At 55.4% G+C, this 16,581-nt stretch carries 18 protein-coding genes; 4 read left to right on the top strand and 14 right to left on the bottom strand.

The window, feature by feature from the left end:
• Positions 1–19: 19 nt before the first annotated feature.
• Positions 20–634, bottom strand: coding sequence for a TetR/AcrR family transcriptional regulator (locus N512_RS0104105; RefSeq protein ID WP_044735184.1), 615 nt, complete (start codon positions 632–634; stop codon positions 20–22).
• Entirely contained in the window at positions 631–2,079 is a 1,449-nt protein-coding gene (locus N512_RS0104100; protein WP_028779497.1) for a coniferyl aldehyde dehydrogenase, read from the bottom strand. The genes N512_RS0104105 and N512_RS0104100 overlap by 4 nt, the downstream gene beginning before the upstream one ends.
• A gap of 199 nt (positions 2,080–2,278) precedes the next feature.
• Between N512_RS0104100 and N512_RS0104095 the strand changes: the two genes are divergently transcribed.
• Positions 2,279–2,662, top strand: a complete 384-nt coding sequence (locus N512_RS0104095) for an STAS/SEC14 domain-containing protein (RefSeq protein WP_028779496.1) — start codon at positions 2,279–2,281, stop codon at positions 2,660–2,662.
• Between the two features lie 51 nt (positions 2,663–2,713).
• Here the strand turns inward: N512_RS0104095 and N512_RS22220 are convergent, their stop codons facing one another.
• Complete coding sequence (locus N512_RS22220) at positions 2,714–3,958, bottom strand: lysozyme inhibitor LprI family protein (protein ID WP_197021428.1); 1,245 nt, start codon at positions 3,956–3,958, stop codon at positions 2,714–2,716.
• An 89-nt stretch (positions 3,959–4,047) separates the two neighbouring features.
• Here N512_RS22220 and N512_RS0104085 point away from each other — a divergent pair, with 89 nt between their 5' ends.
• Positions 4,048–4,479, top strand: coding sequence for a universal stress protein (locus N512_RS0104085; RefSeq protein WP_028779495.1), 432 nt, complete (start codon positions 4,048–4,050; stop codon positions 4,477–4,479).
• A gap of 25 nt (positions 4,480–4,504) precedes the next feature.
• Here N512_RS0104085 and N512_RS0104080 read toward each other — a convergent pair whose 3' ends face one another.
• The 3 genes from N512_RS0104080 to N512_RS23680 form a co-directional block, all read right to left on the bottom strand.
• Positions 4,505–5,056 carry a DUF924 family protein gene (locus N512_RS0104080; protein WP_443018266.1) on the bottom strand — a complete coding sequence of 184 codons (552 nt, stop codon included), beginning with the start codon at positions 5,054–5,056 and terminating at the stop codon, positions 4,505–4,507.
• A gap of 37 nt (positions 5,057–5,093) precedes the next feature.
• Entirely contained in the window at positions 5,094–6,422 is a 1,329-nt protein-coding gene (locus tag N512_RS22215; RefSeq protein ID WP_051472646.1) for a PH domain-containing protein, read from the bottom strand.
• Between the two features lie 155 nt (positions 6,423–6,577).
• The gene (locus tag N512_RS23680) at positions 6,578–7,126 is read right to left on the bottom strand and encodes a PH domain-containing protein (RefSeq protein WP_051472645.1); all 549 of its coding nucleotides are present in this window, start codon (positions 7,124–7,126) and stop codon (positions 6,578–6,580) included.
• Positions 7,127–7,351: 225 nt separating this feature from the next.
• Between N512_RS23680 and N512_RS23980 the strand changes: the two genes are divergently transcribed.
• Positions 7,352–7,657, top strand: coding sequence for a winged helix-turn-helix domain-containing protein (locus N512_RS23980; RefSeq protein WP_025008880.1), 306 nt, complete (start codon positions 7,352–7,354; stop codon positions 7,655–7,657).
• On the opposite strand, the gene N512_RS0104060 is transcribed toward N512_RS23980, so the two are convergent.
• The 8 genes from N512_RS0104060 to N512_RS22200 form a co-directional block, all read right to left on the bottom strand.
• Entirely contained in the window at positions 7,559–8,617 is a 1,059-nt protein-coding gene (locus N512_RS0104060; RefSeq protein ID WP_028779493.1) for a hypothetical protein, read from the bottom strand. The two genes, N512_RS23980 and N512_RS0104060, sit on opposite strands and share 99 nt — an antisense overlap.
• Before the next feature lie 206 nt (positions 8,618–8,823).
• Positions 8,824–9,165, bottom strand: a complete 342-nt coding sequence (locus tag N512_RS0104055) for a DUF2956 domain-containing protein (RefSeq protein ID WP_028779492.1) — start codon at positions 9,163–9,165, stop codon at positions 8,824–8,826.
• A 169-nt stretch (positions 9,166–9,334) separates the two neighbouring features.
• Entirely contained in the window at positions 9,335–10,180 is an 846-nt protein-coding gene (locus tag N512_RS22205; RefSeq protein ID WP_081737081.1) for a heme ABC transporter ATP-binding protein, read from the bottom strand.
• A gap of 8 nt (positions 10,181–10,188) precedes the next feature.
• Entirely contained in the window at positions 10,189–11,208 is a 1,020-nt protein-coding gene (locus N512_RS0104045; protein ID WP_037474124.1) for an iron ABC transporter permease, read from the bottom strand.
• A gap of 2 nt (positions 11,209–11,210) precedes the next feature.
• The gene (locus N512_RS0104040; RefSeq protein ID WP_025888647.1) at positions 11,211–12,050 is read right to left on the bottom strand and encodes a heme/hemin ABC transporter substrate-binding protein; all 840 of its coding nucleotides are present in this window, start codon (positions 12,048–12,050) and stop codon (positions 11,211–11,213) included.
• 63 nt (positions 12,051–12,113) lie between these two features.
• Positions 12,114–12,521 (bottom strand): ExbD/TolR family protein, encoded by a 408-nt coding sequence (locus N512_RS0104035; protein WP_025008886.1) that lies wholly within the window; start codon positions 12,519–12,521, stop codon positions 12,114–12,116.
• A complete protein-coding gene (locus tag N512_RS0104030) occupies positions 12,518–13,234 on the bottom strand; it encodes a MotA/TolQ/ExbB proton channel family protein (protein ID WP_028779489.1) in 717 nt (238 codons plus the stop codon). The genes N512_RS0104035 and N512_RS0104030 overlap by 4 nt, the downstream gene beginning before the upstream one ends.
• Positions 13,235–13,248: 14 nt before the next feature.
• Positions 13,249–14,055 carry an energy transducer TonB gene (locus N512_RS22200; RefSeq protein ID WP_051472644.1) on the bottom strand — a complete coding sequence of 269 codons (807 nt, stop codon included), beginning with the start codon at positions 14,053–14,055 and terminating at the stop codon, positions 13,249–13,251.
• A 427-nt stretch (positions 14,056–14,482) separates the two neighbouring features.
• On the opposite strand from N512_RS22200, the gene N512_RS0104020 reads away from it, so the two are divergent.
• Positions 14,483–16,534 (top strand): TonB-dependent hemoglobin/transferrin/lactoferrin family receptor, encoded by a 2,052-nt coding sequence (locus N512_RS0104020; protein ID WP_028779488.1) that lies wholly within the window; start codon positions 14,483–14,485, stop codon positions 16,532–16,534.
• The last annotated feature ends 47 nt before the right edge of the window (positions 16,535–16,581 follow it).

The raw sequence follows: 16,581 nt of genomic DNA, 5'->3' as shown, positions 1-16,581 counted from the left end.
GGATTTTGACTCCAAATGGCTAGGCTGCCACACCGCGCCAGAATAGGCGAAAGCTGGCGTTTCTGGCCTCACTGGTAGCCTTCTGAGGCTGGTTGCAGAAGAAGCGCGCCGCCGCCAGGAACTGGCTGTGGCAAGCTTCCAGCAACAGCTCTCTGGGTAAGTCTGCCAATACCCCTTGGTTGATGCCCTGCTCCAACAGTTCAGAGATAAAGCCGAGAATGCCATGCATTGCCTGCTGCCTGACCGCTTCACTGACACTGGGTGACATGGCGTATTGCACAAAGAAGCTCAGCTTCAGAGGCTGTGCCAGCGCCCAATCTAGCCCGGCCTGCCACAGCATTTCTGCCCGCCGCGGTAATTCAGTGGTGGTAGCCGGCGCCTTTGGCAAGCTTGCTGAAATGGCGTCGGCAAACTCTGTCTTGATGGCCAGAAACAGCTGGTCCATCAGGATTTCTTTACTGCTAAAGTGATGGAACAAGGTGCCCGTGGCCACGCCGGCGTGGCGGGCTATGCTGGCGGTCGAGGTGGCATAGAAACCTTGCTCGACAAACAGTTGCAATGCGCTGCCCAGGATCTGCTGCTTCTTGTCCTGTTTGCCGCTCAATGCCCGGGTTGCTTCGTTGCTGCGCTTCATCTGAGAAACACCTTCAGCAGCAGCTTCTGGATCCCCTTGCCGTAGGGCGGATGCACCAGTTTGCCGGTATTGAGTCGCCCCCGGGACAGCACAGTGCGGGCGTGGCTGAAGGTGCGAAACCCTTCCTGGCCGTGGTAGTGCCCCATGCCGGACGGACCTATGCCACCGAAGGGGGCATCGTCGGCGGCCACATGAAACACGGTTTCATTGATACAGACTCCGCCAGAGTGGGTTTGGGACAATACTTGCTGCTGCACTTCTTTATCGAAACTCATCAGATACAGGGCCAAAGGTCTGGGGCGCGCCTTGATATAGTCGAGCGCCTGCCCCAGCTCTTGATAACTGACCAAGGGCAGCAAAGGGCCGAAGATCTCTTCCTGCATCAGTTTCATATCGTCGCTGACCTTGGTCAGCAGCAAGGTGGGCCATTTGCGCTGTTCGGCACTGGGCAGTTTGCTGAGTGGTTGCTCGCGGTCGGCGGCAAATACCTGTGCCCCTTTGGCGGTGGCATCTTCCAGGAGGGCGACCAGCCTGGCGGCCTGACGCTCGTTGAGTATCTGGCCATAGTCCGGGGTGTTGGCAAAGTCGGGGTAGAACTGCTGGAAGCGGCGCCGATAGGCGCTAATAAACTCGGCCTCTTTACCACTGGGGCAGAGAATATAGTCGGGGGCGACACAAATTTGCCCGGCGTTGAGGCACTTGCCGTAGATGAGGCGTTCTACCGCTGTCTCCATGGGCATGTCCCGGGCGATTAACACAGGAGACTTGCCTCCCAGCTCCAGGGTGACAGGGGTGAGATTATCGGCCGCCGCGCGCATTACATGGCGTCCTACCTGAGTCGAGCCGGTAAACAGCAGATGATCGAAGGGCAGGGCGGAGAAACTAGCGGCAATCTCGGCTTCCCCTTCAATCACACAGACCTCGGAGCCATCGAAGACTTCGGCCAACAGGGTACGCAGGGCGGCATTGGTGTGGGGAGTAAATTCAGACAGCTTCAACATGGCGCGGTTACCGGCGGCAATGACTGTGGCCAGCGGACTCAAGGACAACATGATAGGGAAGTTCCACGGCACTATGATGCCCACCACACCTTTGGGTTGATACTCCACCCTGACGCTGGCCGGGGCCAGCAATAATCCGGCATGGCGGCGACTGGGTTTCATCCAGCGTTTGAGGTGCCTGAGGCTGTAGTTGATCTGGGTAACGACCGGCAGTATGTCGGAGATCAGGCTATCGTCGGTCGACCTGTGGCCATAGTCGCGACTGAGTGCATCCGTTAGGGCCTGTTGGTGTTTCAGCAAGGCTTGTTTCAGCGCCTTGAGCTTGGCCTTGCGCTCGCCAAGGCTTGGCATGGGGGCGGCACTGAAAGCCTGGCGCTGCACGGTGAATTTTTGCAGTAATTGCTGATTCTCCACTGTGAGCGGCTCTGGGTTAACAAGCGACATTTTGCCTCCTTCGGCAGCCATTAAGCTGCCTTTAAAGTAACCGACTGATTAGTCGGTCTGATGTTAGTTCAGTCTGCGCCGGTTGGCAATAGCAGAGCTATATTTGATATGGATCACAGAATGCATCACGGCCGCCAACTAGACTGAAATCGAATAGATGGGGCCTTGTTTTTGAAATCGTTGACATAAGGAATTGATGATGAGCTTGAACATGCATGGTATTTCAATCGGAATTGAGCGTTATGGTGATGACGATTTCTTTGTCACCATGAAAGCCGTGGGAAAACTGACCCACGAAGACTATGAATACATGGTGCCTATGCTGGAATCGGCGATAGCCGGTGTGAAGGATCCGGATATTTACGCTCTGCTGGATGTCACCGAAATGGATGGTTGGGAAGCCAGGGCCATGTGGGACGATCTCAAGTTGGGGATCAAGCATGGACGCCATTTCGAGAAGATTGCCATCATAGGCAATACCAGTTTGCAGGAATGGATGACCAAGATGGCCGACTGGTTTACGCCAGGGGACATGAAGTTCTTTGTTGATCGCCTCGACGCCATTGACTGGCTGAAAGACTAAATCGCTTTGCCATGAAACGCCCGCGACCTGTGAGGAGGTGCGGGCGTTTTTTTATTGCCATTCCAACAGGGTTTTGAGCTGCTCGCTACGCTCCTGAGTCAAGAGTGCCTGCCACTCTTGCTCAGTGGTGGATTCCTGGAGCGCGGCAAATAGGCGTGCATTGCTGTCGCGGTATTTAAGCCACAACCTCTGCACCGCGCGAAGGTCTTCTTTGGTCACTTCAAACATATAAAGCTCGGGGTCATCCGCCGGGCGCAGTTTCTTCATCAAGGCGCGGTACACCTGGTTGAGCTCTTTGTCGGCGCCGGCAAAGTCAGGGAAAGTGCTCACCACTTGCTCTCCTTTACTGAGTATTTCCAAACGTGTCAGATAGTTTTGCCGCTGCTCGCTCTGGGAGCCGATAATAAAGGCGCTGCGACCACTGCCGCCATGGCCTTCCTCCCTTGAGGTTTTCGCTTGTAGCCACAGCTCGAATGCGCTGTTGGCCGGCTCGAGTAATTTAAGCGGCGCTTGCCCCAGGCGTTGCTTGATGCTTTGGTTGATCCCTTCTTGTTTGGCGAGGCGCTGTTGCTCCAGTCGCTGCTCTTCCCGGGAGGCGCAAAAGCCCATTCCCATACCACTGGTAATAGCGTTGCAGAGATCAAATTCAGTGGTCTGTTTGGCACCAGGGTCGAGTTTGAGCCTGTCTTTGACGGCGATATCCAGCTCGGCCGGTACCTCGGCGCCATAACAGATGAGCTGCAGCACCTGGCGATCATAATTGTTGCCATCTTGCAGTTTGGAGAGGTTTTCAGCCTGTTGCCACAAACGATAGCTGTAGCCTTCCTCTAAGGGAGCGCTCAGAGCATTAAGCCGGTTGAAATCGGGCTTGTCCGCATAGATGCAGGCATCCAGTGTGGTTTGATAGTCGAAGTTAAAGTCCGGATGATGACTTTGATACTGTTTTAACACCTCGCCCAGCCTGACAGGATCGGCACTGTTTTCTGTGCCGCCGCGGGTCAACAGGCGATCTGTCAGGTAATAGAATGCCTTGGGGTGACCGGCCCTTGCTGCCTGGCTTAAATGCGCTATGTCTTCGGCCAAAGGTAAAGAATAACTGTAGCTCAGCATGAAGTGGGCTTCGCTGCTGCCAAGGGCCGCCGCCTGCTCATAGAGCGGCTTGGCCAGCGGGCTCTGTCCGGCTTGTTGCAGCGCCTTGGCACGCTCTACCAGGCTGGCGGCATCCTCGGCGTAAACTGGGGTAAAAATAATCACCAATAGGCTTACTGCCGCGGGTAAATGGAGTAAAGTATTCATAGGGTGCTTCAAAATATTGCAATATAACTTGTTGATATTATTCGACAGGTATCTCATCAGTCGATGCCTGTCGTGTCAAGGAGGTCACTATGCGTAACAAAGATATCCTCTGGCCCACTGATTTCAGTGATACAGCTGCCAATGCATTGAGGTATGCCATTGAAATGGCCAACCTTTACCATGTTGGGCTGCGTATTTTGCACGTAGTGGATCAGCCCATAGGTGATGAAAACTATCAGTTGTTGATCATCACTCCGGAAGAGTTGGCGCAAACCATGGAGAAGGCCGCCGCCGAGAAGATGCATGAGTTGCTGGCCAAGCTGAACAGTCCGCTGAAAATTGAAACTGTCATTCGCCGCGGTGACGCAGTTGAGGAGATCCTGGCCGAAGCCGAGTCTGCCGATGTCGGTATGATAGTGATTGCCAGCCACGGTCGCAGTGGCCTGGCCCATTTTCTCAGTACCAATGTGGCCGAGGCCGTGGCCAACAAGGCTAGCTGCCCCGTGTTGGTGGTGAAGTAACAAGTCGATGCGGCTTGAATGAGTACTAGAACGAGGAGCCGGGCTGCTCGAGAAAGGCCAGCTCCTCGGCGGTCGACTGCCGTCCCAATATGGCATTGCGATGGGGATAACGGCCAAACCTGTCAATAATCGCCTTGTGCCTCAACTCAAAGTCATAGTTGTCCTTGGTTTGTTCCGAGGCGAACAGTTTCTGTGCCTGCTGATGAATAACCGCCGACTCGCTGTGCATAAAGGGCATATAAAGAAATGCCAGCATAGGGGCTTGCAGCTGTTTGTCGGCGCCTATGCTGATCGCCTCCTGCGCCAGAGCCAATGCCATGGGATCGGCACTGAAGGCATCGGGAGTATTGCGGTGAATGTTGCGCGAGAACTGATCCAGCAGCAAAATTTCCGCCAGGCGCCCTTGTGGCGTTTGTCGCCAATGCCATAACTCGCCCTGACGGGCAGCATTCAGCAAGGCACCGAAACGATGCTCAATTGTGTTGTCAAACTCAGGATCCTTGACCCACCAAGCCTTGGGGCTTATCTCTTCAAACCAAAAATGGATTATCTGTTGTGGCCTGTACTCGGAAGCGATTTGAACTGACATGGCAATTCCTTCTATTTGAATGGGATTAAATCCAGTTGCTGTGATCATGGGCGATAAGCCCAAGGGTTTGCGCCGCGATATCCTGCGCCTTGGCCAGCGGGATGGCAGGCAGTGTCAGTTCGCCGCTGGCCAGCCCAAGTTTGAGGCTCGCGAGGCCTCGGCGTTTTTGCCCCCGGCTTTGGATCAGCTGCAGATGTTGCACCTTGCTCAGCGATACCAACTGCCAACTGTGGCCTAGGAGCCCTTTGTGGATCCAGAGATCGTTTTCAACCTGCCAAAAACCCCATTGACGATAGCGCAGATAAAGCGCCAGGACAGCCAACACTCCGGCCAGCAACAGCAACCAGGTCTCTGCTGCCGAGCCGGTAAATGCCCATGTCAGCGGCGCCGGCGTTAAGCACCACAGCGCCCTATGGTAAAACCAACTCGGGTGAATGGGGTGCCAACGATTCGGAATACGGTCGGCCTTGCTGCTTCTTTGGTTGAGCCTTTTTAGCAGGCGATGCACTTCGCCTCTACCGAGCGATGGCACCAACATGTGATTGTTGCTGCCGCCTTCCACCTCATTGCCTTTTACCTGCTTGAAGCTCAGAGTCCAGCGTTTCAGCCAGCGGGCCAGCAACGGCTGCTGCAAACTGATGAGTTGAATTCTGTGCTGCTTGAGTATGTCTTGCTGGTGGGATAGCAGGCCGCCGCTACGCTGTAATGTTTCCAGTTCCTGGGTCAGGCGATAGGGGGCATATTTCAGCAGCGCCGCGACTATTGAGATCAAGGAAAACAGCAGATAGCCAAGGAGCAGAAGGCCGACAAGGAACCCCAGCTCCAGCAGCAGGTTGCCACTGAGCTGCTGCTGATGCCAGCCGAAGACTTGTGTCAGCCCCAGCTCCATCAGTTGACTGCCTTCGAGCTGGCTGAGTACCGGACCTGCGATAACGGCAAACCAAACAAAATTATTCTGATACAGGCCAAAGAGTGCCAGCTCTGCCAGAGACTTTTTCACCAGTAAGCGGGAGTTTGGCGGTGCTGAGGTGGGGGCGCTTTCGTCTGTGTCGGCTCGTTTCATCAATTGCCGCCTCAGTGATTCGGCCTGAGCTTGGGTGACTGCACTTAAGCAGGCTTCATCCTTGGCCGAACCCGCAGTTTCCACTATCAAGTTACCCAGTCGCAACGGCTTGAAGTAAAAAGGCTGTTCCAGACGCACATTCTGAATTCTGTCTATCGGCAGCTCGACTTTGCGCTTGAACAGGGCACCGCTGTGGACCTCGAGTTGTCCTCGAGTCAAGCGATAACGGAATTTGCGCCAGCTCAACAGCCCATGGGCAAAAATCACTATCAGGGTCAATGCCAGTGCCAAGGGCAGCCAGACGGAGTCAAATCCCTGCTGCCAGCCGGTATAGAGGATAGGTACCAGGGCATAGCCGTTGCTGAGGAAGTGTTTCAGGCTGGTGAGGCTGAAACTGATGATCGCCCAGGGTGAGAGCGAGTGTCAGTTGGCTTGCTGCACCTGGCTCAATTCGGCGTCTCCATCGAGGTTTCACCGCCATCCTTCCCCGCCAGAGACAACAGATGTTGGCGCAGCGCTTCGGCTACTTCAATATCCAGCCCGGACAGGCTGACCTCGGCCGCCGAACTGCCGGCACTGTAGCAGCGCAAACTTGTCAGCCCGAAATGGCGCTGCAATGGCCCCTGAGACAGGCTCACATGTTGCAGCCTGCTGGCCGGCATGGCGGTATGGCTCTGCCACCAAAGCCCTTCACGCAGCAAAATGCCATATTCACAAACGCCATAAGCCGTGGCTTCGGCTTGTTTTTGATTGAGCCAGGTCTTGAATCCCAAAAGCAGCAGTGCCAGCGTGACCGAGATGATGACTCCAAGACCACTCAGCTTGGCGCTGAGCAGTAACGCAGGCACTAGCAGCAGTATGACCAGCACCATCAGCAGCAGGTTTTGCCACAGCAATTGTTGGCGGTAGCGGGGAGACAAAGGGGTCAAGGGTTGGCTGTCAAAGCCCAACCACTGCTGCTGAGGCAGGGGTGAGTGGGGCGAGCGGGTATCCATGTGCTTTGAGTCCTTGAGGCATTGACCTGACTATAGCAATAGAGAGTTTGTCGCTTCAAGCCGCGAGCTTGGATGGCAGAGACTTGATGCAGTTCCGGATCCTGAGCGATTGCACTTGTGTTAACAACTGGATATCAAGTAGTTTGGTAGCAAGACTTTGTTGCCCGTGTGGCGCTTGCCTCCCAAACGCGCCGTTACTGGCTGTAAACCATCAGGACGATGAGTATGTTCCAAGCCGATAAGGTATCCAAACAGCAAACCGCCTTTCTGCGTAAGCTCTATCTGGCCCATCTGATAGACGATACCCAACATAACCTGTTGTCCTTACAGAAGGAAACCGGTATGCCGCGCCGCACCTTACAGGACGCCATTGCCGCCTTCGGCGATATAGGTATTCAGGTGGACTTTATCCAGGATGGCCGCCGGAATAACTCAGGGCACTACCACATCCGTACCTGGGGCCCGATTAACAGCGCCTGGGTCGGCACTCACCTGGAGCAGATCCGTGCCCTGCTGTTCGCCGACAGTTGAATCCGCCTGTTGTAACAGCAGCATACCGGCCAGAACCGCCTGGATATGGCGTTGCTGGATAAATTCATAGTAACGCTGATCCTGCAGTTGATTGCCTTTAGCCTTAAACTCGCACTGCGTCTGCATTCCCACTACTAGATCACCATTGCTGCCAAATGGCGGTAACTCCAGGTTATAGCCTTTGAAATAGTTGTGGGGCAGTTCTTTGTTCCAAAACAGTTGCCAATGATTGTTCCCGCAGTTGGGAATGGGCTCGGCCATGGCCGCCAGGGTTTGCCGTGCCAGTAGCTCACGAATGGCATCATAATTCAGCTTTGAGTCGGTTGTCGGGCATGGTAAATCCTCCAGCTCTATAGTAACCGGCGATGAATCTATCGGATCCTTGATGCCATAGAACTTGGCTCTGTGCTCCCCCTTGAGATAGTGGGTAAGCTTGGTTGTGAACAGCGGAAACAGGCCAACAAGGGACGGCCCGTGATAGACGGGGGTGACATGGGCGGGCACGCTGACATCCTGCAACAGATGCAGCAGGGCACCGACAAAGTAATCCCGCTGGGCCGAGTCATTGGCTATGGTTAACCCAAGTTGCGCCCTGGCCCATAGGCGTTGCTGTGACATATTGACAAGGCCGGGCTGCACTGTCTCTTTGTCCGTTTTATCCGGATGATAAAAGTGCCAGTTGCCAACGCGGCGATAGGCCGGAAACAGTTGATCACTCCAGGGATTATCATACAGGGAAGAGGGCAGTTTGGCGGCGCCTTCATCCATGGCCAGGTTGCCGTCCTGCAGTCGCTGTAATCTGGCAGGGTTGACTACTTCACCGCGGCATTGCGCCAGTTTCTGATAGCTGAGTTCGGTGAGGCGCAGGTGTCCGGGTTTGGGATCATAGGCCATTGCTGAGTTGCAAAGCAGTAAGCTACACAACAAAGCTACGCCGGCCGAGAGAGTAGTGGTTTTCATCGAGTCTTCCTGACAGGCTTCCTAAAGGGTGAGTCGCAAAATCGCGGGTGCGACCAAGGTTTATTTAATAGCTTTCGCCGCTCATTTTCGCTAAATAAATCCGCTTCTATGCGCAGCGACAGAGTAGCCCTGTCGCGAGTTGGCACTGTTTACATTTTTATGGCCAAGCCCGGCTTTTTCAAGTCTGGTTTTTAAGACCAGGTTTTTCAAGCCAGGTAGAGAGCAAACCCAAGCCAGCTAAGGCCAAGCAGTATCCAGGGAAACAACAGCAGCCACTTGGGGGCATGGGATGGCGTTATTTCTGCCGCATCTGCGCTGTCATCCGAGTCGTGCTGGAGCCTGTTTTTCTGTCTCAGCTCTTGCTTGCGCGCCTTGTCTCTTGCTCTGGCCTTGGCCTTTTGTTGCTTCTTGTATTCGGCAATGCCTTTCTCTATGCCCTGGGCAATGAGGCGGGTTTGCTCCTTGGTCTGCCCCGCCTTTTGAGTGGCTTTGGCCATGCGCATGGCTTCGGTTTGGGTTTCGTTGGAAATCGCTGGCTTCTTGTTCATCTCTGATGGGGTTGATGACTGACCCAAGGATTATACCTGCCTGCGTGGAGTTCTGACCACAGACGGCTTCACATCAAAGGCGCTTGTCGGTGCTGAACTTGTTCGGGGTCAAATGCTCTTATGGCAGGGCCATATTGCAAGGGCCTTTATTGTCAAGATTTTGATCGCTTCAAAAATAGAGTCTCTGCCCCTGCGCGTCGGCGAAGGTGCCCGGTTCATAGTGCCAGACCCTGGAAATCAGTTCAGGCGTCAAAGCCTGTTGGGGCTCGCCCTGAACCAGGAGTTTTCCTTTGTCCATAACCAGCAACTGATCGGCATAGTGACTGGCCTGGTTGAGGTCGTGCAGCACGGCCAATACAGTGTAGTCCTGCTCATGAGCCAGCTCTCTGGCGAGCCGCAGTACTCTGTGTTGCTGGGCCAAATCCAGCGCCGAAGTGGGTTCATCCAGCAAGAGTACAGGCGAGTACTCGGCCTGGGCCAATTGAGTCAAAACCCTGGCCAACTGAACCCGCTGGCGTTCACCGCCGGACAGTGCCGGATAGCTGCGCTCACTCAGGTGAGCCAGATCCAGACGCCACAGTTGCTGCTCAACCAGTTGGGCGGCATCTCTGGCACTGAGACTGAGAGGATACAGGCCCATGGCTACCACTTCACGAACGCTGAAGGGAAAGCTGAGACTCGAGTGTTGCGGCAACATGGCCAGATGCCTGGCCAAGGCTTGCTTCGGCCACTGCCCAAGAGGCGATCCGTGAAGGCTTATCCGCCCGGCATCGGCCTTGAGCTCCTGAGTCAACAACCGCAGCAGACTGGACTTGCCGGCGCCATTGGGCCCCAGTAGAGCGTAAAATTGGCCGCTTTGCAGTCGGCAACTGACATCGGTCAGCAAGGGCTTGTTGTCGACTCTGGCATGTAGATGTTTGAGCTCCAGTACTTGCTCAGTAACTGCGGTGGACTCAAATGATATAGCCGGTGTTTGTGCGGCAGCTGTCGTGGTCACGGATTCGAGTGAAGGCATGGAGTACCTCAATAAAGCTTACGTCGCTGACTCAGCAGCAGATAGAGGAAGAAGGGAGCGCCGAGCAGAGCCGTCATCAGGCCGACAGGGATCTCGGCCGGTGACATCAAGGTGCGGGCCCCTGAGTCGGCCAAGGCCAGCAGCACGGCGCCGAGAATGGCACTCAGCGGCAGCAGTTGGCGATGATCCGGCCCCTTGAGCAGCCGCACCAGATGCGGTACCACCAGTCCGATAAAACCTATAATGCCGGTGGCCGCCACGGCAACACCGACACCCAAAGAGCAGAGTAAGATCAACTTCAGCTTGAGCCTGTCTACCTCTATGCCCAGATGACGCGCCTCGGATTCGCCCAGCAGCAGGGCGTTGAGCGCCAATGCCTGTTTGTTGAACTGCCAACTCACCAAGGCCAGTACCGGCAGACAGATAAATACGGATTGCCAACTGGCACCGGCGATGGCCCCCAGTTGCCACAGGCTGAGATCCCGCAGTGCCATGTCGTTGGCAAGGAAAGTCAGCATGCCAATTCCGGCACCGGCCAGGGCGGTAATAGCCACCCCGGCCAGCAAGAGTAACACCACTGAGGTGCTGCCACCTGAAGTGGCGAGCCGGTAAACCAGTAAACTGGTTGCCAGACCGCAGAGAAAAGCACCAAGGGGGACGGCATAGCTGCCAAGATGTGGCAGTAGCACTATGCAGATGGCGGCTCCCAGCGCCGCGCCCGAGGACACACCTATGATGCCGGGATCCGCCAGAGGGTTACGAAACAGGCCTTGCATTACGGCGCCGCACTGCGCCAACAGGGCGCCGACAATCAGTGCCAGCAAGGTTCTCGGCAGACGGACATTTTGCACTATCAGGGCATTGGCTTCCTGCCCGGCGGCGACTGAGCCAAACAGGGAGTCGATTATATCGCGCAAGCCTATGGTCACAGGCCCGGTTGCTATCGAGAGCAATGCGGAAAACACCAGCAGGCTGGCGAGTCCAGGCCAGAGCCAGGGATGGCGGTGGATGGGCAGCACGGCAGCCATGATTATTGCTCCAGCAGTTCCTGATTCAGGGACTCGGCTGCTTCAATGGCGGAGATACCCAATCCCCCGAGTAATGCCTGAGGTTGAAGATCCCGGATCAAACCGGCTTTTCCGGCCGGAGTATGGGCCAGTAGCGGCATGCTCTTCAGTAGCTTATCGGCTTGAGGCTCGGGTTGCTCGCTGGCGCTTGAGAGTAAAATCAGCTCTGGCTTGAGCGCCAGAATGCCTTCCTGAGACAGGCTACGGTAGCCGCTGAAGTCGGCGGCGTTGGTGGCACCGGCCAGCTGGATAATGATATCGGCGGCCGTATCGGCGCCGCCGACTCTGGCGGGACGCTCTGACTGCAGCAACATAAACATGACTCTGGGTGGATGTTCGAATTTGGCCGCAGATTGCGCCAACTGCTGTAACCTGCCACCCAGGGTATCGGCCAGTTCGGTGGCGGCTTTCTCCTTATTCAGGGCCTTTCCCAGCGTGAGGATATTTTGCTGTAGTTGCTCGGCGGTATCGGCCGCCTTCAGGGTGATAACCGGCACACCGGCCTGTTTTACCAGGTCTATGCTGCTGGCCGGTCCCATCACAGAGGTGCCAATCAGGAGATCCGGTTTTTGCGCCAATATGCCCTCGGCTGACAGCATTCTGTGGTAGCCGAGTCTTGGCAGTTTCAGCGTCTTTGGCAGGGCGCTGCTGGCGTCGACAGCCACCAGTTGTGGGGCGGCATCCAATGCCAGCACCAATTCAGTGACACCGGCACCGGCACTGATCACTCGCTTGGGGGGCTCTTCAGCGGCAAAAAGCGGCATGGCGAGCAGGCCACAGAGGAAGATAAGAGAGTTTTTCATTCTAGCTCCAAAATAATTCAGGGACTCACGCCACAGACTTGTGTCTGAGGTTTTATCAGTTGTTTAGGGTTCCATCAGGACCCGGGTCTGGCTGATCTCCAGCCGCTGCAGCAGACTCAGCAGTTGCATCAGCGGCTGGACTCTTGCCTCCTTGTCGGCGGCTACCACCAAGGTCAGTTCGGGATTGTCGGCCAACGCCTGAGTCAGTGCCTGCTCGAACGCGTCGAACCGGGCAAATTTTTGTTCGTTGAGCGCCCAGAACGGCGCCTGGGGTAACACGCTTACCGTCAATTGAGTCTGTGCTTGTGGGCTCAACGTCGTGGCGCTGTTATCCGGCACTTCAATCGGCAGGCTCAATAACTTGGGATTGGCTGTGAGCAGCAAAAACACCAGCACAATGAAGATGATGTCTATCAAGGGGGTTAGATCCAGGCCGCTATCCAGGCCATGCTCTTCCTTAATTTCAATCATGACAGCGGCTCCGGATGGCGACGCTTGCCATTGATTTGACTGAGTTTGGTCAGGTTAAAAGCAGCGTAATCATTGTCTTCGCCCTGCAGTGGAACCCCTTCCAGCCAAAGGTTGAGTTGATTCAGTACATGGGCGCAGGAGGCCACTGAGCGCTCGGCCCAGAGTCCGAACAGCTGCGCTCCCAACAGCGCGGGTACGGCGATCAACAGGCCGGCGGCTGTGGTGTACATGGCCAATCCCAAGCCCGAGGCCAACAAGGCCGGAGTGATACTGTCACTCTGATTGGCGCCAATATCGTTGAACATCTCCAGTAGCCCCAGCACAGTGCCGAGCAACCCCAGAAGCGGGCTGATGGCACCTATGTATTGCAGCAACTTGAGCCCGGCGTGGAGTTTGCGTTTCTCCTTTGCCAGCCAAAGTGACAACAACTCTTCCCGCAGCGCCTTGGGTTGTGCGGCCTGTCTCAGCAAATGGCGGGCACCGCAGGAAATCAGTCCCCGGTTATCTTTCAGGCGTTCAAGCAGGCTGTCACAACTTTCATCCAGTGTGCCGCTGCGCAATTCACCGAGCCAGGATTGGCGCCTGAACAGGCTCGGCAACAAGATGGCAAAGCGCTCCAGCAATATCATCAGGGTCAGAAAGGCGCAGATGAGCAAAGGCCAGGTGAGATCGCCAAGTTGCTGGTGCAGGCTTTGGTACAAACTTAATTCCATCGTGTCTCCAACTGTTAATTAAGGGCGAAGCGAACCGGCACCCTGACTTTGAAACGGGCGGCTGAGGCTTGGGAAGGAATGCTGAACTGCCAGTGGCGTACGGCGGCCAATGCCGCTTCATCCAGAATGGAATAGCCTGAGCTGCTGACGAGCAGGGCGTTTTGGGTTTTGCCTTGATGATCAAAGAAGATGTCCACCAAAGCCGTGCCCTCAAAGCCCCGCTTGCGGGCGAGTCTGGGGTAGCTCGGCGGCGTTGGCGGGCTGGCAAATACAGGCTCAGCCAGCTCTATGGTGTGATTCAGCCCTGGGGTGCCGGCTGTTTGAACCGGCGACGAAGGAATGCCCGGCTTCTCCTCACGGGGCACAGGTTCTGCTCGCGGAGTCGTTGAGGCGTGTTTCGGTTCAGATTTCTCTGCTATCTCTCGAGGCTTTTCCTGAGTCGGTAGTGGCTTGCTCATCTTTGAGGCTTGTTTCTGACTCGTTTTGAGCGGCTTGGTTTTGAGCTGCTCTGACTTTGGTGGCTCAGGTTTCGCCACATTCTGTTTCAGCGGTTCTTGGTGTTGAGGGGCTTTATGTTCAGCTTCTTTATGCTTAGCGGATGGGGCTTTTGCCGCAGTGTGGCTTTCGGCGTTAGCAGCCTGGTTTTGAGTCTGGACAGAGGCAGTTTGGGCCGCTGCAGCAGGGGCTGCGCTGAAACTCAGCTGCAAACCGCCCTTGGTGGGCATTACCAAAGGATCTGGGGTGGCTGTCTGAGAGGCTAATACGGCACTCTGAAGTGACAATGCCATGAGCGCAAAACCACAATAACGCTTGGGGGTCACGCCGTTACTCCTGTTTACAACCGCTTGTTGCGGCTGGTGAATGTTCAAATTCAACTAAGCAATGACCCGTAAGGCTCAATGCTGTTCTGTCTTGGGTCGGCTCTGTCCCTGAGCCGCCACCATTCCATGTTTCCTGCCTTTACTGTCCGGCCAGCCTTTACCGTTTGGATAGCGCCGCTATTCTGCTGCTACAGACGGTACCACTCCCGGAACTTACCCTTCCTTTGGGTTAAGATATACGAGCGTAAATAAGATCGCAAATGATAATAATTATTATTTGATCCTTTTCTAAAGCTAAGCTAGAGTGCCAGCTTAAGTGGTGTTATCCCAGGCCTGCGGCCCTCTGTCTCAACTTGTTTTTCAGAAACACCACTTCCATGAGAAAGGCTGGAGATACAGCCTGATAATCTGTTTGAGGATCAAGATGATGAATAGAAAGCCGCTGGTTATGGCTATTACTCTGGCATTGGGAACCCCCTTCCTGAGTCTGGCCGCTGTTGCCGAGCAGGTGAAAACAGCAGAATTTGATGAGGTGCTGGTAAGTGCTACCCGCATTCAGGAGAAAGTCTCTGAGTCCAGCCGCAGTGCTGCGGTTGTCGGCGAAGAGCAGTTGGCCGAGAAGCAGGGCGACTCGGTGGCCGAAGTGCTCAAGACTGAAGCCAACATCAATATCGCCAATGGCCCCAGGGCGTCTGCCCAGCAGGTGGAAATTCGTGGTCTCAGTGGTCAGAGGGTATTGCAGACCATAGATGGCGCCAGGCAAAACACCAGCGCCGGCCACAGAGGTACCTTCTTTATGGACCCTGAGCTGCTCAGTTCTGTTGAGGTGGTACGCGGCCCGGCTTCCAGCCTTTGGGGCAGTGGCGCCATAGGCGGTGTGGTATCACAAAACACCAAGTCGGCCAGGGAGATGCTCGACGAAGGCCAGAGCTTTGGTGGTTATCTAAAGCAGGGCTATGAAACCAATGGCCAGCGCAGCAAGAGCAGTGGTGCCATTTATGGCACCAAGGGCAGTATCGACTGGTTGTTGAACGGCAGCTACAGCGATGGTGACAACATCAAGGCAGGTAATGACAATACCCTGGAAAACAGTGCCAGCCGCAGTCGCAGTGGCTTGGCCAAGTTCGGTTGGCAGTTGGATGAGGCGCAAAGGCTGCAACTTTCCGGCAGGATCAATGAGATCTCCGAAGCCGTGCCCAGCAACCCGGCCACAGATGTCAGCAACAGTGTGCCTCTGGTGCGCCGCGACAGTAAAGATTCCAACCTGACCCTGGACTACAGTCTGGCACCAAGTAGCAACGCCCTGCTGGATCTGGATGCCAAGTTCTACTGGAATAAGACAGATTATGATGAGAATCGCCTGACCAAGGGCCAGTTCGACACTACAGAATATGAGACCCTGGGGTTTAGTATTGCCAATCGCAGTCAATGGCAGGGGCTCAAATTAACCTATGGTCTGGACGGCTACCGCGACCAGATAGAAACCTTCCGTGATGACAGCGGCCAGAGCGGTCAGCGTCCCGGCAACATAGATGGTGAGTCTCGGGTGTGGGGCGCTTTCGTGGCCGCCAATATCGCTCTGGGGGAAAACTGGTCATTGGATCCGGCGCTGCGTTACGACAGCTTTGAAAACGAAAGCAATAACCTGGGCCATTCCAGTGATGACGATGCCTTGTCTCCCTCGTTGGCACTGGTGTGGAAGACAGCACCATGGCTGACACTCAGCGCCCGTTACGATGAAGCCTTCCGCGCGCCATCAGTGGAGGAGATGTACTCCAGTGGCACTCACTACTGTATTCCTCCCATCCCCAATTTCTTGCCCAACGGCCTGTGCAATACCTTTGAGGTCAATGAAAACCTCAAGGCTGAAAAGGCCAAGAACAAGGAACTGAAGGCCGATATGCGCTTTGCCGAGCTGGCGGGCAACGATGAACTGGCTCTGAGCCTGAGTGTATTCAGAAACGATGTCGATGACTTTATCGAGCAGCGGGTGACCAATCCTCTGCACGGCATCCCCGGGCTCGAGCAGAACACCCGCTGGGATAACGTCGACAAGGCCAGACTGACCGGCTTCGAGCTGACAGGAAAGTATCGCATCAATCAGACCCGCTTATCGCTCAGCTACGGCCAGACTGAAGGCAAAGACAGACATGATGGGGGCTATCTGGCCAATATTCCGGCCAACAAGCTGGTGCTCGACTTGTCGCAGGGGATCATGGCGGGCGATATGAAGCTGGGAACCCGGGTCAGCTATAACGCCAGTCAAGACAGGGTGCCCGAAGATAACCCGGTTAACCGCTACCAGGACTACACCCTATGGGATGTGTATCTGGCTTGGGAGCCTGCCATGGGGACCTTCGAAGGGCTGCGGGTCGACTTTGCCATTGAAAACATTGGCGATGAAGAATACATCCAAGCCTGGCAAACCCTGATGGATCAAGGGCGCAACTTCAAGCTCTCGGCCCGTTACCGTTTCTGATGGAGCAACAGATGCAGATAAGCGATACAACAAGGGCGGCCGCTGGC

Origin of the sequence: Shewanella sp. 38A_GOM-205m (genome assembly GCF_000518445.1) — a bacterium.
Lineage (GTDB): Bacteria > Pseudomonadota > Gammaproteobacteria > Enterobacterales > Shewanellaceae > Shewanella > Shewanella algae.
Note: the sequence above shows the minus strand (reverse complement) of the source record. Positions and strands in the feature narration are given on the sequence as shown.

Excerpts from the sequence above, each read along its gene's own strand:
- N512_RS22205 (WP_081737081.1), bottom strand. The coding sequence starts at position 10,180 with ATGCCTTCACTCGAATCCGTGACCACGACAGCTGCCGCACAAACACCG.
- N512_RS0104045 (WP_037474124.1), bottom strand. The coding sequence starts at position 11,208 with ATGGCTGCCGTGCTGCCCATCCACCGCCATCCCTGGCTCTGGCCTGGA.
- N512_RS0104105 (WP_044735184.1), bottom strand. The coding sequence starts at position 634 with ATGAAGCGCAGCAACGAAGCAACCCGGGCATTGAGCGGCAAACAGGAC.
- N512_RS0104040 (WP_025888647.1), bottom strand. The coding sequence starts at position 12,050 with ATGAAAAACTCTCTTATCTTCCTCTGTGGCCTGCTCGCCATGCCGCTT.
- N512_RS0104060 (WP_028779493.1), bottom strand. The coding sequence starts at position 8,617 with ATGAAAACCACTACTCTCTCGGCCGGCGTAGCTTTGTTGTGTAGCTTA.
- N512_RS23980 (WP_025008880.1), top strand. The coding sequence starts at position 7,352 with ATGTTCCAAGCCGATAAGGTATCCAAACAGCAAACCGCCTTTCTGCGT.
- N512_RS0104100 (WP_028779497.1), bottom strand. The coding sequence starts at position 2,079 with ATGTCGCTTGTTAACCCAGAGCCGCTCACAGTGGAGAATCAGCAATTA.
- N512_RS0104030 (WP_028779489.1), bottom strand. The coding sequence starts at position 13,234 with ATGGAATTAAGTTTGTACCAAAGCCTGCACCAGCAACTTGGCGATCTC.
- N512_RS0104085 (WP_028779495.1), top strand. The coding sequence starts at position 4,048 with ATGCGTAACAAAGATATCCTCTGGCCCACTGATTTCAGTGATACAGCT.
- N512_RS0104035 (WP_025008886.1), bottom strand. The coding sequence starts at position 12,521 with ATGATTGAAATTAAGGAAGAGCATGGCCTGGATAGCGGCCTGGATCTA.
- N512_RS0104055 (WP_028779492.1), bottom strand. The coding sequence starts at position 9,165 with ATGAACAAGAAGCCAGCGATTTCCAACGAAACCCAAACCGAAGCCATG.
- N512_RS23680 (WP_051472645.1), bottom strand. The coding sequence starts at position 7,126 with ATGGATACCCGCTCGCCCCACTCACCCCTGCCTCAGCAGCAGTGGTTG.
- N512_RS0104020 (WP_028779488.1), top strand. The coding sequence starts at position 14,483 with ATGAATAGAAAGCCGCTGGTTATGGCTATTACTCTGGCATTGGGAACC.
- N512_RS0104095 (WP_028779496.1), top strand. The coding sequence starts at position 2,279 with ATGAGCTTGAACATGCATGGTATTTCAATCGGAATTGAGCGTTATGGT.
- N512_RS22220 (WP_197021428.1), bottom strand. The coding sequence starts at position 3,958 with ATGAATACTTTACTCCATTTACCCGCGGCAGTAAGCCTATTGGTGATT.